This window comes from Labrys sp. 22185 (assembly GCF_052045555.1).
GTDB lineage: Bacteria > Pseudomonadota > Alphaproteobacteria > Rhizobiales > Labraceae > Labrys > Labrys neptuniae.
The window spans coordinates 26836-41363 of the sequence record NZ_JBQEPH010000039.1; the positions used below are offsets into that span (position 1 = coordinate 26836).

The 14528-nt window shown below is 65.8% G+C and carries 15 protein-coding genes and 1 tRNA gene; 11 read left to right on the forward strand and 5 right to left on the reverse strand.

Translation table 11 applies throughout. The annotated features are described in order from the left end of the window. The first annotated feature begins 39 nt into the window (after nt 1-39). Together ACTJKX_RS34055 and ACTJKX_RS34060 are read left to right on the forward strand one after the other, a co-directional pair. Nucleotides 40-810 (forward strand): class I SAM-dependent methyltransferase, encoded by a 771-nt coding sequence (locus ACTJKX_RS34055; protein ID WP_440728020.1) that lies wholly within the window; start codon nt 40-42, stop codon nt 808-810. A gap of 5 nt (nt 811-815) precedes the next feature. Further along, nucleotides 816-2279 (forward strand): cobyric acid synthase, encoded by a 1464-nt coding sequence (locus ACTJKX_RS34060; RefSeq protein ID WP_440728021.1) that lies wholly within the window; start codon nt 816-818, stop codon nt 2277-2279. Nucleotides 2280-2318: 39 nt separating this feature from the next. On the opposite strand, the gene cbiB is transcribed toward ACTJKX_RS34060, so the two are convergent. Further along, entirely contained in the window at nt 2319-3302 is a 984-nt protein-coding gene (gene cbiB, locus ACTJKX_RS34065; protein ID WP_440728030.1) for an adenosylcobinamide-phosphate synthase CbiB, read from the reverse strand. A gap of 263 nt (nt 3303-3565) precedes the next feature. Between cbiB and ACTJKX_RS34070 the strand changes: the two genes are divergently transcribed. Together ACTJKX_RS34070 and ACTJKX_RS34075 are read left to right on the forward strand one after the other, a co-directional pair. Continuing rightward, nucleotides 3566-3641 (forward strand) — tRNA-Ala (locus ACTJKX_RS34070). 410 nt (nt 3642-4051) lie between these two features. Then, entirely contained in the window at nt 4052-4822 is a 771-nt protein-coding gene (locus ACTJKX_RS34075; RefSeq protein WP_415086256.1) for a hypothetical protein, read from the forward strand. A 26-nt stretch (nt 4823-4848) separates the two neighbouring features. On the opposite strand, the gene ACTJKX_RS34080 is transcribed toward ACTJKX_RS34075, so the two are convergent. Continuing rightward, nucleotides 4849-5790, reverse strand: coding sequence for a LysR family transcriptional regulator (locus ACTJKX_RS34080; RefSeq protein WP_440728022.1), 942 nt, complete (start codon nt 5788-5790; stop codon nt 4849-4851). A gap of 82 nt (nt 5791-5872) precedes the next feature. Here ACTJKX_RS34080 and ACTJKX_RS34085 point away from each other — a divergent pair, with 82 nt between their 5' ends. The 7 genes from ACTJKX_RS34085 to ACTJKX_RS34115 all read left to right on the forward strand — a co-directional run bounded on the left by ACTJKX_RS34085 (nt 5873) and on the right by ACTJKX_RS34115 (nt 11971). Beyond that, complete coding sequence (locus tag ACTJKX_RS34085) at nt 5873-6628, forward strand: sulfite exporter TauE/SafE family protein (RefSeq protein ID WP_367626429.1); 756 nt, start codon at nt 5873-5875, stop codon at nt 6626-6628. A 131-nt stretch (nt 6629-6759) separates the two neighbouring features. Continuing rightward, nucleotides 6760-8172, forward strand: a complete 1413-nt coding sequence (locus ACTJKX_RS34090; protein WP_440728023.1) for an MFS transporter — start codon at nt 6760-6762, stop codon at nt 8170-8172. Between the two features lie 143 nt (nt 8173-8315). Beyond that, on the forward strand, nt 8316-8627 hold the full coding sequence (locus tag ACTJKX_RS34095) for a ribbon-helix-helix domain-containing protein (RefSeq protein WP_311932746.1): 312 nt from the start codon (nt 8316-8318) through the stop codon (nt 8625-8627). Between the two features lie 142 nt (nt 8628-8769). Further along, nucleotides 8770-9174, forward strand: a complete 405-nt coding sequence (locus ACTJKX_RS34100; RefSeq protein ID WP_394315579.1) for a c-type cytochrome — start codon at nt 8770-8772, stop codon at nt 9172-9174. Nucleotides 9175-9204: 30 nt separating this feature from the next. Continuing rightward, nucleotides 9205-9579: a VOC family protein gene (locus ACTJKX_RS34105; RefSeq protein ID WP_440728024.1), complete on the forward strand. Its 375-nt coding sequence runs from the start codon at nt 9205-9207 to the stop codon at nt 9577-9579. 93 nt (nt 9580-9672) lie between these two features. Continuing rightward, nucleotides 9673-10209, forward strand: a complete 537-nt coding sequence (locus tag ACTJKX_RS34110; protein WP_440728025.1) for a twin-arginine translocation signal domain-containing protein — start codon at nt 9673-9675, stop codon at nt 10207-10209. A gap of 190 nt (nt 10210-10399) precedes the next feature. Further along, nucleotides 10400-11971 (forward strand): GMC family oxidoreductase, encoded by a 1572-nt coding sequence (locus ACTJKX_RS34115; protein WP_440728026.1) that lies wholly within the window; start codon nt 10400-10402, stop codon nt 11969-11971. Between the two features lie 176 nt (nt 11972-12147). On the opposite strand, the gene ACTJKX_RS34120 is transcribed toward ACTJKX_RS34115, so the two are convergent. Genes ACTJKX_RS34120 through ACTJKX_RS34130 form a run of 3 tightly spaced genes read right to left on the reverse strand, consistent with a single transcriptional unit; the run spans nt 12148 to nt 14510 of the window. Then, a complete protein-coding gene (locus ACTJKX_RS34120) occupies nt 12148-12636 on the reverse strand; it encodes a hypothetical protein (protein WP_440728027.1) in 489 nt (162 codons plus the stop codon). Nucleotides 12637-12646: 10 nt separating this feature from the next. Continuing rightward, nucleotides 12647-13714 (reverse strand): ABC transporter ATP-binding protein, encoded by a 1068-nt coding sequence (locus ACTJKX_RS34125; protein WP_440728028.1) that lies wholly within the window; start codon nt 13712-13714, stop codon nt 12647-12649. Between the two features lies 1 nt (nt 13715). Continuing rightward, nucleotides 13716-14510 carry an SDR family oxidoreductase gene (locus tag ACTJKX_RS34130; protein ID WP_394315765.1) on the reverse strand — a complete coding sequence of 265 codons (795 nt, stop codon included), beginning with the start codon at nt 14508-14510 and terminating at the stop codon, nt 13716-13718. Nucleotides 14511-14528: the final 18 nt, after the last annotated feature.

The following is a 14528-nucleotide window of genomic DNA, read 5'->3' on the forward strand; positions in this document are numbered from 1 at the left end:
GGCAATTCTTCGAACGAGCCTAGCAGGACCGACAAGCCCGTGAACCACGACAATGCCCGCCCCGACCGGCTCTATGAAGATCCGGACATCGCCAGCTTCTATGATGTCGAGAACGAGTGGAGCGCCGATCGCGCCTGCTGCCGGTCTTTGGCGGCGGGCTGTGCCTCCGTGCTCGATCTCGGCTGCGGCACGGGCGATCTTGCGGCGGAAGTGGCGCTCGAGCCGGATTGCACCGTCTTCGGCGTCGATCCAGCCGCTGCCATGCTCGATATCGCCCGCCGCCGCCAGGGCGGCGACAGGGTGACCTTCATACAGGGCGACGGCCGCACCGTGCGGTTGGGCCGCCGTTTCGAGCTCATCGTGATGACCGGCCATGCCTTCCAGGTCTTCCTCACGCCGGAGGATCGCATCGCCGCTCTGCGCACGATCGCTGCGCATCTGGAGCCCGGGGGGCGTTTCATCTTCGACAGCCGTAACCCGGCCGTGGCCGAGTGGCGGGAATGGACGCCGGAGCAATCGAGCCGGCGGATCGAGCATCCGCGTTTCGGAGCGGTCGAGGCCTGGAACGATGTTTCGCATGACCCCGCCACTGACATCGTGACCTATGGCACCCATTATCGCGTCCTTGGCGATGGGCGGGTGCTCTCGTCCCATTCGCGCATCGCCTTTGCCCCGCGGTCCGAGCTGGAACAGGCGCTGGAGGAAGTGGGCCTCGAGGTGGAAGCCTGGTATGGCGATTGGGAACGCAGGCCTTGTACGCCGACGTCGCCGGACTTCATTCCCCTGGGACGGCTGCGCAGGAGCTCGTGACATCGATGACCGCCAAAATCCTCATGATCCAGGGCACGGGCTCGGATGTCGGCAAGTCGCTGCTGGTGGCGGGGCTGTGCCGCCATTTCGCCGACCAGGGCTTGAGAGTACGCCCCTTCAAGCCGCAGAACATGTCGAACAATGCTGCGGTTACCGAGGATGGCGGCGAGATCGGCCGGGCACAGGCGCTGCAGGCCCGGGCGGCGCGGGTTGCGCTCAGCGTGCACATGAACCCGGTGCTCTTGAAGCCGCAATCGGAGATCGGGGCCCAGATCATCGTGCAGGGCCGCATGCGCGGCTCGGCTAGGGCACGAGACTACCAGGCGCTCAAGCCCGCACTGATGGCCGACGTGCTCGACAGTTTCGAGCGTCTCAGAGCCGAAGCCGATCTCGTGCTCGTCGAGGGGGCCGGCTCGGCCTCGGAGGTCAATCTGCGCGCCGGCGACATCGCCAATATGGGCTTTGCCCGTGCGGTGGACGCCCCCGTGCTGCTGGCCGGCGACATCGACCGCGGCGGCGTGATTGCGCAGATCCTCGGCACCAAGGCAGCCATCGACCCCGAGGACGCCGCCTTGATCAAGGGCTTCATCGTCAACAAGATGCGCGGCGATGCCAGCCTGTTCGTCGACGGCATGGCCTTCATCGCCGAGCGCTCGGGCTGGCCGGCTCTCGGCCTGGTGCCGCATTTTCCGCAGGCCGGGCGGCTGCCGGCGGAGGATGCACTGGCGCTCGGCTCCTATGGTTCGCGCCGCGCCGGTGCCAAGCTCACCATCGCGGTGCCGATGATGCCGCGCATCTCCAATTTCGACGATCTCGATCCGCTGGCCCAGGAGGCCGAGGTCGATCTCGTGATGGTGAAGCCCGGCCGTCCCCTGCCGGTGGCCGATCTCGTCATCCTGCCCGGCTCGAAGGCGACCATCGCCGACCTCGCCTTCCTGCGCGCCGAGGGCTGGGACATCGACATAGCGGCCCATGTCCGGCGTGGCGGCCATGTCCTCGGCCTGTGCGGCGGCTATCAGATGCTCGGCACTGTCATCGCCGATCCCGACGGCATCGAGGGGCCGCCGGGCGAGGTCGAGGGCCTCGGCCTGCTCGATGTCGTCACCCGCCTCGGCGGCGACAAGCGGCTGGTGGCGGCGAGCGGGCAGAGCTGCGCGGACGAGGAGCCCTTCTCCGGCTATGAGATGCATGTCGGCGTCACCGAGGGGCCCGCGCTCGCTCGCCCGTTGCTGCGTTTCGATGACGGCAGTCTCGATGGAGCGAGTTCGGCCGACGGCCGCATCGCCGGCTGCTATGTGCATGGCCTGTTCGGCGACGACCGCCAGCGTGCGGCCTGGCTCGCTCGTCTCGGCGGACAGGGCAGCAACCTGGCCTATGACGCCGTGGTGGAGGAGACGCTGGACGCCTTCGCAGCCCACCTCGCTCGCCATCTCGACATGGCAATGATCGGGCGGATCATCGGGCTGTAGGGCGGAGGAGCTTCCGGTGCACGGGCATCCGGAATTCCCTCACTGATATTGCATGTAGATCAGGTAGAAGGTCAGCAGCCCGATCACGGCCGACAGGATCACGCAGGCCATATGGTAGAGGTCGAGGGCGCGGCGGATATCGGCCGCGCCGGCATCAGCCCGGCCATTGCCCATGTAGGCGTCCTCGACCAGGGTCTCGCCATAGATGCGCGGACCGGCGAGGCGCAGGTCGAGCGCGCCGGCCATGGCCGCCTCGGGCCAGCCGGCATTGGGGGAACGGTGCTTGCCGGCATCGCGCCTGACGGCGGCGAGGGCGGCCCGCCCGCGGCGATGGCTGATGAAGGCGGCGGCGCTGATGACCAGGGCCGTCAGACGGGCGGGGATGAGGTTCAGCCAGTCGTCGAGGCGCGCCGCGGCCCAGCCGAAGGCCTCGTGGCGCGGGGTGCGGTGGCCGATCATCGAATCGGCCGTGTTGATGATCTTGTAGACGGCAATGCCGGGCAGGCCGAACAGGGCATACCAGAACACCGGCGCCACCACGCCGTCGGAGAAGTTCTCGGCCAGGCTCTCGATCGCGGCGCGGCAGACACCGGGCTCGTCCAGGGTTTCGGGATTGCGCCCGACGATCATCGAGACCGCCTTGCGGCCGCCGGCGAGGCCGCCGACTTCCAGCCCATGCGCGACGTCCTCGACATGATCGCCCAGGCTCTTCGAAGCGATCAGCGAAGAAGCGATCAGACCGAGCGGAATGAAGCCATAGGTGAGGGAAAGGCAGAGCCGCTCGACGACATAGCCGCCGACCCCGGCAACCAGCACGAGGACGCCGGTGGTGACGATGCCGGCGCCCCGGCGGGTGGAGGGGGCATCCTCCGCGAAATTCAGGCGCCGGTCGAGCCAGCCGATGAGGGCGCCCATCCAGGTAACGGGATGGCCGATCCGCGCATAGAGCCAGCGCGGATAGCCGAAGACCATTTCGAAGGCCCAGGCAATCGCCAGACTGAGAATCCTAGAGAACACATCCATCGATACGGCAAAACCAAACTTGATCGGCACCCAGCCCGTTCCGGGCCACCATGCCTCGCCAAGACTCAGAATTCGGTTAAGGATTTCCAAATTCCGCTCGGTTTCCACCCCTCCTGGAACCGCGGACGGGGACACCCACGGTCCCGGGAAGGGCACTGCGCCATTGAGGCTCGGCCATCTTCAGCCAGCGGACCTGGATATATGCCAAGTCCGCTTGACAGGAGGGAGGCACGAACACTAAATGGCGACGCTTCCGGGCAGCCGGGGCTGTAGCTCAGTTGGGAGAGCGCTGCAATCGCACTGCAGAGGTCGTGAGTTCGAATCTCATCAGCTCCACCATCCCGCTTCGCGCTTCAGGCGAGGCAGGAATGCCTGAAATACCCGGTAAAGCCTGCCTCTTTCCCCCAGTCGCGGTTGTTTTTCATTCGCCGTGCCGCCTCACATTAAGTTTACGCAATGGCATATGCCGCTGGGCGTGATCGGGCCCTGGCGGGTGGCACGGCGTGAACGATCGCGACGGGTTGAACTCTTCGCCCACCGGCATGAAGCAGAGCCGGGGCCGGACAGGCGTTTCGCGCTGAACAAGGCGCTGGGCGCTGGAGACGCCGGTCGTCTTGCCGGCAGCCATTTCCTTTATACGTCCCTTATGCTCTCCAGCCGAAATAGGACGATCTCCTGATTTGAAGGCCTGCATCGGGCGACGGTATAATGGCGCGCTGGGCTGGGCTTCGAACCGATCGAGGATGAGAATGAAGGCGTCGATTGCCGAACTCGGTGAGGCGCTGGCTTTCAATCGTTCCGGCGGCACCATCGGCGATCTTCCGCTTCACCTGATTTCATCGGAACAGATGGCGGAAGACGTCCAGGATGCTGCATTCGCTGCCCTGGACGACAATAGCGTCGGCTACTACGCGACGGCGACGATCCCGGCCACCCGGCGCATCCTGCAATGCGACGGTCCTGTATTCGGGCCGCTGCCCGGTGCAAGCATGATGTCCAGCCATAGTCCTTTCCGCCTGCCGCCGGGCGTGCTGGGGGCGGAATGGAGTCTCGGCCTGCTGCTGGGAGATTCCTATCCCGACCCGCACCGCCCGGTCACGCCCTCGCTGATCGAGGAAGCCATCATTGGTTGCGTGCCGATGATCACGATCCTCGGCCGTCGGGTGAGGGGGGCCGTGCCGCTCAACTCCTGGACGGCCACGGCCGATTTCGGCCTGCACGTGGCCTCCGCCAAGGGCAGGCCCGTGTTCGACCGCCAACTGGCCGATCTCGGAGGCCTGGAGGTCGTCGCCAGTATGAATGGGGCGGTGGTCGGCCGCAGCCGGGGCGAGCAGGTGATGCGCGAGGTCAGGCAGGCGATTGCCAGCCTTTCACTCTACCTTGCGCGTCGTGGCCGGCAGGTGCCGCCGGGCAACCTCATCGCCATCGGGGGCGGGCCGCTGATCCTGCAGGCGGTCGTCGGCCAGGCTTTCGCCGCCGATTTCGGCGACCTCGGCTCGGTCGAGATGGTGTTTGCCTGACGCCACGCTTGGGGAAGCCGGGCCTGTCAGGGATTGTGGGGCAGATATCCGGTATATTTTGTCTCGTCGCCAGGCCCGTGCGTCGCCATCCCCTGCCGCTGGAGTTCGTCGATGAGCAAGCGGCTGTGCATCGACAGGCCGGCGAGGGATTTGGCGCAAACGACCAGGTGCCGGTCGGCCCAGCCGTCGCTCAGGCGCAGCGCGACCAAATGCGGGCTGCCATAGCGCTCGACGGCAGCCTGCGGCAATACGCCGACGCCGATGCCGGCCTCGACCAGGCGGGCGACGGCATCGAAGCTGCGCAGCCTGACGCGATAGGCGATGCGCCGTCCGAGGCGCGCGGCCTGGCGGGCGAGATGGTCGGTGAGGGCGCCGCCGGCCAGGCCGACGAAGGGTTCGCCGATCAGTTCCGAAAAACCGATCTCCGGCCGGGCCGCGAGGGCGCTGCTCCTCGCCGTTACGGCCACCAGGCGATCGACGCCAAGGGTGCGGGTCTCCAGTTCCGCCAGATCAGCGGTGGCGGCGATCACGCCGAACTCGGCCATGCCGGCGCCGATCGCCTCGACGATTTCGGCGCTGGTCCTTTCCTCGATGTCGATGTCGACGCCGGGGTGGCTGGCCAGGAAGACGCGCAAGGCCGCCGGCACCAGCTCGACCAGCCCGGCAGTGTTGGAGAGCATGCGGATCTCGCCCTTGAGGCCGGAGGAGAAGGACAGCAATTCGCCCCGCATCTGCTCGACCTGCGCGGTGATGGCGCGGGCGTGGTGCAGCAGCGCCAGCCCGGCCGCCGTCGGCTCGACGCCGCGGCGGCTGCGGTTGAACAGAGCGATGCCGAGCGCAGCCTCCATGCCGCTCACCCGGGCACTGGCGGAGGCAAGCGCCATATGCATGCGCTCGGCCCCGCCGGAAATGCTGCCCGCCCGCACCACGGCGTCGAACAGGCGCAAATCGGTGAGATCGAAACGCATGGGCTCTTCCTTCGTTTTATCCGAAGGAAAGGATCGGATCTTCCCGATTGTCAACCGGGTTGCCGAATGTCAGGAAGCCCGTATGTCCGATCTTTTCCTGCTTGCCGGTGCCGGTCTGCTTGCTGGTGCAATGAACGCCATGGCGGGCGGCGGCTCCTTCGTGACGCTGCCGGCCCTGATTGCCGCCGGTGTGCCTTCGGTTGCGGCGAATGCTTCGAGCACGGTGGCGCTTTATCCCGGCGGCGCGGCCAGTGCCTATGTCTATCGCAGCGGCTTCGATCCGATCTGCGGCGCGCCGGCCGGTTGGATGCTCGCCGTCACGCTGGCGGGCGGCCTTGCGGGCGCACTCCTCCTGCTGTGGACGCCAACGACCATGTTCGACCAGCTGCTGCCCTGGCTGCTGCTGGTTGCCACCCTCATGCTGGCAGCCGGGCCGCGGCTCGGCGCCGCGCTGCGGGCGCGCCTGGCGGCCGGGCCCCTTGTGGTGCTGGCGATCCAGGTCCTGCTCGGTCTTTATGGCGGCTATTTCGGCGGCGCCGTGGGGCTGATGATGATCGCAGCCTGGAGCCTGCTCGATGGTGCCGATTTCAAGGCGCTGAACCCGTCACGCACGCTGATGGTGACGGCGGCCAACACCGCCGCTGTGCTCTGCTTTGCGCTGGCCGGTGCCGTGCATTGGCCGCAGACACTGATCGTGGGAGGCGGGGCGCTCGCCGGTGGCTATCTCGGCGCCCAGGCCGGCCGGCGGCTGCCATCCGGCGCCGTACGCTTTGCCACGCTGGCGATTGCGGTCGGCATGACGGTGGCCTTTTTCGTCAGGGCCTATGGGCGAGGGTGAATTTGGAAATGATCGTTTCCCTTTAAGTTCGCCCTCAAGCTTTCTCTTTCCAGCTCCGTCTTCTTTTTCTATGGTCCGACCAATGGCGCGGCGGATAATACCAGCCGCCTTCGTCTTCGGAACCGACCTTCATGACATCCAAGCCGGCGAGTAGTTCCATCCTGGCCTTCCTCGTCGCCGGCGCCTATTTCATGGAGATGCTGGACGGCACGGTGGTGGTCAGCGCCCTGCCGCAGATGGCCGATTCCTTCGGCGTGCAGCCGATCGACCTCAATATCGGCATCTCCGCCTATCTGCTCACTTTGGCCGTGCTGATCCCGGCCAGCGGCTGGGTCGCCGACAAATACGGCCCGCGCGCGGTGTTCGGCTGGGCGATCGTGATCTTCACGCTCGCTTCCATCCTGTGCGGCCTCAGCACCAGCCTGCCGGTCTTCACGGCGGCGCGCATCCTGCAGGGCGTCGGCGGCGCCTTGATGGTGCCGGTCGGCCGGTTGATCGTGCTGCGCAACACCGCCAAGCCGGATCTGATGCGGGCGATCGCCACCATCACCTGGCCCGGCCTGGCGGCACCCGTGCTCGGCCCGCCGATCGGTGGCTTCCTCGCCACCTATGCGACCTGGCACTGGATCTTCTTCCTCAACGTGCCGCTCGGCATCATTGGTTTCCTCCTCACCATGAAGCTGATTCCCGCCGGCAAGCCAGACGGTGCCAAGCCGTTCGACTGGACGGGCTTCGTCCTGATCGGCGTCGCCTGCTTCGGCCTGATGTATGGCCTGGACCTGATCTCGCGGCAGGATGGCTCCATGGCGCTGGCGGCGATCTGGCTGGCGGCGAGCGCCGTGGTCACGCTGGCGGCGGTTCTCCATGCGCGGCGCGCCGCGCATCCCTTGGTCGATCCCTGGGCCCTGCGCATCCGCAGCTTCTCCATCACCATCTGGGGCGGCTCGATATTCCGCGTGGCCATCGGCGCCGTGCCCTTCCTGGCGCCGCTGATGTTCCAGCTCGCCTTCGGGCTCGACGCCTATCAGGCCGGTCTGCTGGTGTTGTGGGTGTTCGCCGGCAATATCGTGATGAAGCCCTTCACCACGCCGGTGCTGCGGCGCTTTACCTTCCGCCAGGTGCTGCTCGGCAATGGCCTCCTCAACGCCGTGCTGATCTCTTCCTATGCGCTGCTGACGCCGGCGACGCCCTTCCCGCTGATCTGCGCCTTGCTGTTCGCCAGCGGCCTGACGCGCTCGATGCAGTTCACCGCGCTCAACACCATCGCCTTCGCCGAGGTGCCGGAAGCGCGGATGAGCGGGGCGAACACTCTGTTCAACGTCGCCCAGCAGATGTCGATGGGCCTTGGTGTCGGCGTGGCCGCCGCGGCGCTCAGGTTGGCGGAACTCTGGTTCCCCGGCACGAATGGCTCACTGCCGCTGGTGGATTTCCAGATTGCCTTTGCGGTGATCGGAGTGATCGCCTTCATCGCCATCCTCGACATGATCGGCCTTGATGCCAGGGCCGGCAACGAGCTCAGGGTCCGGCGGGTGGGCGCGAAATAGCACCCCGATACCGGTAACGTCTTGGTGTGGCGTTCGCCGATTGACAGAGCCGCTCTCTTTGGAAAGAGTCAAAGAAAGCAAAGCGTTTCGCGACGTGCCGCAACCGGCAGGAAGCGCAGGGACGCGCCGATCGGGGGAAAGCCATGTGCCATCTGTTCGCCTCCCAGCCGCCGGAGACCTATGAGACGCATACGCGTTCGGTGCGTATCGGCGGTCATGCCACCTCGATTCGCCTCGAAGCCGTCTATTGGGACATTCTGGAGCAGCTTGCCGTCGACCAGGGCATGTCGCTTGGCCGTTTCGTCACCCGCCTGCATGACGAGGTGCTGGACCTGCACGGCGACGTCCGCAACTTCACCTCGCTCCTGCGCTGCTGCTGCCTGAAATACGTCGCCGAACTGCGGCCGGCCACCTCGCGCCGGCCTGCCGCCTTCGACCTCGTTGCCGCGGAGTAGGGGTGGAAGCGGTTGCCCTCGGGGACCCGTGCTGAAACCCGGCCTATTTTCCGAATTCTCGACGTGTAATGCAATATTACTACCCGGTGCCTGAAGCCGGCACCTAACCTCCTGGCCATAGTCGCAAACGAAGCAGGCGGTCATGATGGGTGGGACGCAGGGAGGGATGGGCAAGGCGCTTGCCGTCGTGGCGGGAGCGTTGCTGTTCAGCATCTCCACCGCCCAGGCGGACGATGATCTCGCAGCCGCTCAGAAGCAGTTCGTCACCAGCTGTGGCACCTGCCATGTCGTTGATCCCGCGGCAGGCCCGCGCCAGGGGCCGAACCTGGCCGGTCTCGTCGGCCGCAAGGCAGGAACCTATCCGGGCTACAAATATTCGGCTGCCCTCGCCAATGCCGGCTTCACCTGGGATGCCGACAATCTCGACAAGTGGATCACCAATGCCCAGGCCTTCCGGCCGGGCTCGACCATGCCCTATCGCCAGGCCGATCCCGCCAAACGGGCGCGGATCATCGCCTATCTCAAGTCACTCAGCGTTCAAAAGTAGAGGCCAGTTGCCATGGGCATGATTCACAGCATGATCCGCGTTCTCGACGAGGAGCGCTCGGTCGATTTCTACCGGAAGGCCTTTGGGCTCGAAGTTGCCGGCCGCTTCGCCTTCGAGAGCTTCACCCTGATCTATCTGAGCGACGAGACCGGCTTCGAGCTGGAACTGACGGTCAACAAGGGGCGTACCGAGCCCTACCAGCTTGGCGACGGCTATGGCCATCTGGCGATCTCCGTGCCGGACCTCGAAGCGGCGCATGCGAAGGTCTCGGCCCTCGGCCTCATGCCCGGCGATCTGAAGAGCCTCTCCTTCCCGGATGGCTCGGGCGCCGCGCGCTTCTTCTTCATCCAGGACCCGGACGGCTACAAGATCGAGGTCCTGCAGCGGGGCGGGCGCTACAAATAGTCTGCGGCCGCCATCGCGCGGTCGCACGGAATGACAAGAACGGCAGACCGGGGCGCCGATGGCAGCCCCGGCGCAACAAGCAGGGAGGACAACATGAAGAAGGCCAGGCAGGCAGGTGAACTGTCCCGTCGCGGTTTTATCGTCTCGGCTGCGACCGGCGTTGCGTTGGTGGTCGCCGGCGGGGCGCTTTACTGCCCGCGGGAGGCCTGGGCGCTCGAAGCCGGCGCGCTGAAGCCGGAGACGCTGGAAACGCTGGTCCGGATGTCGCGCGACATCTATCCGTATGACCGGCTTCCCGATCGCTACTACGCCATTGCCGTCAAGGATTTCGATGCCAAGGCCGGCAAGGATGCGGCTAGCAAGGCCCTGTTCGAGGACGGCGTGACCACGCTGGACGGGCTGGCCGCGGCGGCGGGCGGCAAGCGCTATGCCGATCTCGGCTGGGAAGAGGAGAGGCTGGCGATCCTGCGCAAGGTCGAGGCCTCGCCCTTCTTCGCTGCCGTACGCTCGGGCTTGGTGGTCAGCCTCTACAACCAGAAGGAGGTCTGGCCCCTCTTTGGCTATGAGGGCTCCTCCGCCGACAAGGGCGGCTACATCAATCGCGGCTTCTCCGACATCGAGTGGCTCTGACCCGGCCTGCCGATATCGGCTTCCCTCGATCATTCTGACCGGCCGGATCTTCCTGCCGGCGGCATCCATTCCCTGAGCAGAACGCGTTTCAGCGAGAACGCATTTTTACTCTCAATTCTTTGGTTCGACGCGTCCTTGCCGCCTGAGACGAGCTCGTCTTTGCGCAGGACGCCTTGGAGGAGACAGAACCATGGCAGCCCCTTTTGATCTGAACGACGATTCCGTCGTGGTGATCGTCGGCTCCGGCGCCGGCGGCGGCACGCTGGGCACCGAACTGGCCCTCAAGGGCGTGAAGGTCGTGATCCTGGAAGCAGGGGGCCGCTACGAGATCGAGGATTTCGTCAACGACGAGTGGGAAAGCTTCGGCCAGCTTGCCTGGAAGGACATGCGCACCACGTCCGGAAGCTGGCGCGTGCACAAGGACTTCCCCAATCTGCCGGCCTGGATCGTCAAGGCGGTCGGCGGCTCCAGCGTGCATTGGGCCGGCGCCTCGCTGCGCTTCCAGGAACACGAATTCAAGATCCGCTCCACCTATGGCAGCCTGCCGGGCGCCAATCTCCTGGACTGGCCGATCACCCTCGCCGAACTCGAGCCTTATTACGCCAAGGCCGAGGACAAGATGGGGGTGACGCGCACCAACAACATTCCCGGCCTGCCCGGCAACAACAACTACAAGGTGCTGGAGGCCGGCGCCAAGAAGCTCGGCTACAAGGAAGTGCATACCGGCCGCATGGCGATCAACAGCCAGCCGCGCGACGGGCGCGGCTCCTGCCAGCAGATCGGCTTCTGCTTCCAGGGCTGCAAATCCGGCGCGAAATGGTCGACCCTCTACGCCGAGATCCCCAAGGGTGAGGAGACCGGCAATCTCGAGGTCCGGCCGAACAGCCAGGCCGTCAAGATCGAGCATGATGCGAAGGGCAAGGTCACCGGCGTGGTCTATCTCGACAAGGACGGCAAGACGCAACGCCAGAAGGCGCGTGTCGTCGCGGTTGCCGGCAATTCCATCGAGAGCCCGCGCCTGCTGCTCAACTCGGCTTCGAACCTGTTTTCGGACGGCCTCGCCAACAGCTCAGGCCAGGTCGGCCGCAACTACATGCGCCACACCACCGGCTCGGTCTACGGCATTTTCGAAAAGCCGGTGCACATGTATCGCGGCACCACCATGGCCGGCATCGTCAGGGACGAGGCGCGCCACGATCCCAAGCGCGGCTTTGCCGGCGGCTATGAGCTGGAGACGCTCTCGCTCGGGCTGCCCTTCATGGCGGCGTTTCTCGATCCCGGTGCCTGGGGGCGTTCCTTCACCTCGGCGCTCGACAGCTACGACCACATGGCCGGCATGTGGATCGTCGGCGAGGACATGCCGAGCGAGGCCAACCGCATCACCCTGCATGCAAGCGCCAAGGACAAGGCGGGCATGCCTGTCGCCAATGTGCATTTCGACGACCACGAGAACGATACTGCCATGCGAAACCATGCCTATCGGCAGGGACAGGCAATCTATGAGGCGGTCGGCGCAGTCAGGACCTTCCCGACGCCCCCCTATCCTTCAACCCACAATCTCGGCACCAACCGCATGAGTGCCAAGGCATCCGACGGCGTGGTCAACAAGCATGGCCAGACGCACGACATCAAGAACCTGTTCGTCTCGGATGGCAGCCAGTTCACCAGCGGCGGCGCGGAGAATCCGACCCTGACTATCGTGGCGCTCGCCATCCGACAGGCCGATTTCATCGCATCCAGCCTGAAGAAGGGCGAGCTGTAGGGCAGGGGGCGTTCAGCCCCAATGCCGTTCACAAAAGGAAGGAGTCCTCCGATTTGTCATAGCCGGGCTTGACCCGGCTATCCAATATCCGCGCGAAAGAGCTGGATTGCCGGGTCAAGCCCGGCAATGACAAAGGTCGCGCAAACTCCAAGACGCTTAAGTGAACTGTATTGCGTTCAGCCCGATATCCCCATCGGATTGGGCAGGTAGCCGACGAAGCCGGCGATCTTCCAGCGTCCGTCGACCCGGTTGCACAGATAGAGGGTCTGCCAGTTGATGGTATCGATGCTGCCGTCGGCCTTCGCGATGGTGCCGTCGAACTTCTTGTGCGCCACCGCCCGCTCGCCATTGATGTCGATGTCCTGGAGCGTGGTGATGCGATAGAGCGCCTCGCGGCGGGGCTCGGCATAGGCGGTGGCCGCCGAGAGCCGGGCCTGGCTCAGCCAGCGGTCGCGGTAATCGTCGAGGCGCGGGAAGATCATGCGCCATTCGTCCGGATTGGCGGATTTGAGGCCGCTGAGGCCGAAGAAGGTTTCGGCGAGGAAATCGTCTTCCACCGCCGGCCAGTCCGCCCCGAGATAGGCCTCGATGTCGCGGCGGACCAGCATCTCCCAAAGGGCGTGGCGTTCGGAATCGTCGGGGAAGGGATTGGTGTCGAAGGGCATGTGATATCAGCTACAGCCTCGCACCGCTCTGCGGGTCGAAGACGTGGACATTGGCCCTGTTGACATCAAGGTAGAGCGTCTCGCCCGACTGGGGCGACAGGCGTTCGCGAAACACCGCGCGCATCTCGGTGCCGTCGATGGTGCCGAACAGATGGGTCTCCGCGCCGGTGGGCTCGACCACGCCGACCACGAAGGGAAAGCCGGTCTGCGCATCGCCGACGATGAAATGCTCGGGGCGGATGCCGATCTCGACCGCCTGCCCGGAAGCGGCGGTGCTGTCACCCATCGGCAGCAAGAGGCCGTTCCTGGTGCGCAGACGCGGCGCGCCATCGCCCTTCTCGGCCGTACCGGGAATGAAGCCCATCGAGGGCGAGCCGAGGAAACTCGCCACGAAACGGTTGGCAGGCCGGTCATAGAGCTCGAGCGGCGTGCCGACCTGCTCGATATGGCCGGCATTCATCACCACGATGCGATCGGCCATGGTCATGGCCTCGATCTGGTCATGCGTGACGTAGACGATGGTGGTCTTCAGGTCCTGGTGCAGCGCCTTGATCTCGGTACGCATCTGCACGCGCAGCTTGGCGTCGAGATTGGAGAGCGGTTCATCGAACAGGAAGAGCTCGGGCTGGCGCACGATGGTACGGCCCATGGCGACGCGCTGGCGCTGGCCGCCGGAGAGCTGGCGAGGATAGCGCTCGAGATAGTCGTGCAGGTTGAGCACGCTCGCCGCCTTCTTGACGCGCGGCTCGATCGACTGGGCACTCTCGCCGCGCATGCGCGGGCCGAAGCCGATATTGGCGCGCGTGGTCATGTGCGGGAACAAAGCGTAGCTCTGGAACACCATGGAGATGTTGCGCTGCTGCGGCGACAGCTTGTTGGCGAGCTTGGAGCCGATCCACAATTCGCCGTCCGAGATCTCGTCGAGGCCGGCGATCATGCGCAGCAGCGTGGACTTGCCGCAGCCGGAGGGGCCGACCAGCACCACGAATTCGCCGTCGCGGACATCGAGGTCGATGCCCTTGAGGATCACGGCCGAGCCATATCGCTTTTGCAGCGCCTTGACCTGCAGGCCCGCCATGTCACGACCTCCTCTCGATGATGTCGCGCACGAAGCGCAGATTGCCGGCGGTCAGGCCGCCATCGACCGGCAGGACCGCTCCCGTCACGCCGGCGGCGAGCGGGGAGGCCAGGAAGACGGCGGCATTGGCGACGTCCTCGGGGCGCACCATCCGGCCGAGCGGGTAGTGGGAGACGACATCTTCGAGGATCGTCGGATCCTTGGCAAGGCGATGGTCCCAGGCCGGCGTGCGCACCGAGCCGGGGCAGACGACATTGGCGCGGACGCCGTCGCGGCCGGCCTCCACCGCGATCGACTTGGCATAGGCGATCAGCCCGGCCTTGGCGGCCGAATAGGCCGGGTTGCCGTAATGGCCGAGCCCGTTGACCGAGGCGACGAAGACGACCGAACCGCCGCCGCGCGCTGCCATCGCTGCCATCACGGGCCGGGTGACATGAAAGGCGCCGGTGAGGTTGATGGCAAGCTCGCTGTCCCAGACCGCGTCGTCGACGTCAGCCAGCGTCTCGGCGCGGGTGAAGCCGGCATTGTTGACCAGGATGTCGGGCGTGTTGCCCTGGGCCACCAGTTGGGCAACGGCATTGGCGCAAGCCCTGGCGTCGGTGAGATCGAAGACGAGCCGGTGCTGCAGGGGCAGGCTTTCCAGCAGGGCCGCATCCCGGTCGGCGCCCGAGACGATGGCGCCGGCCCGCAGGAAAGCTTCGATCATTGCCCGCCCGATGCCGCCGCCGGCGCCGGTGACCAGGACGTGGCGTCCCGAAAGGCCGAAGGGATCGGGGAGGCTGGCAGGATCGGACATCGGAAGACTCGTGGGAAC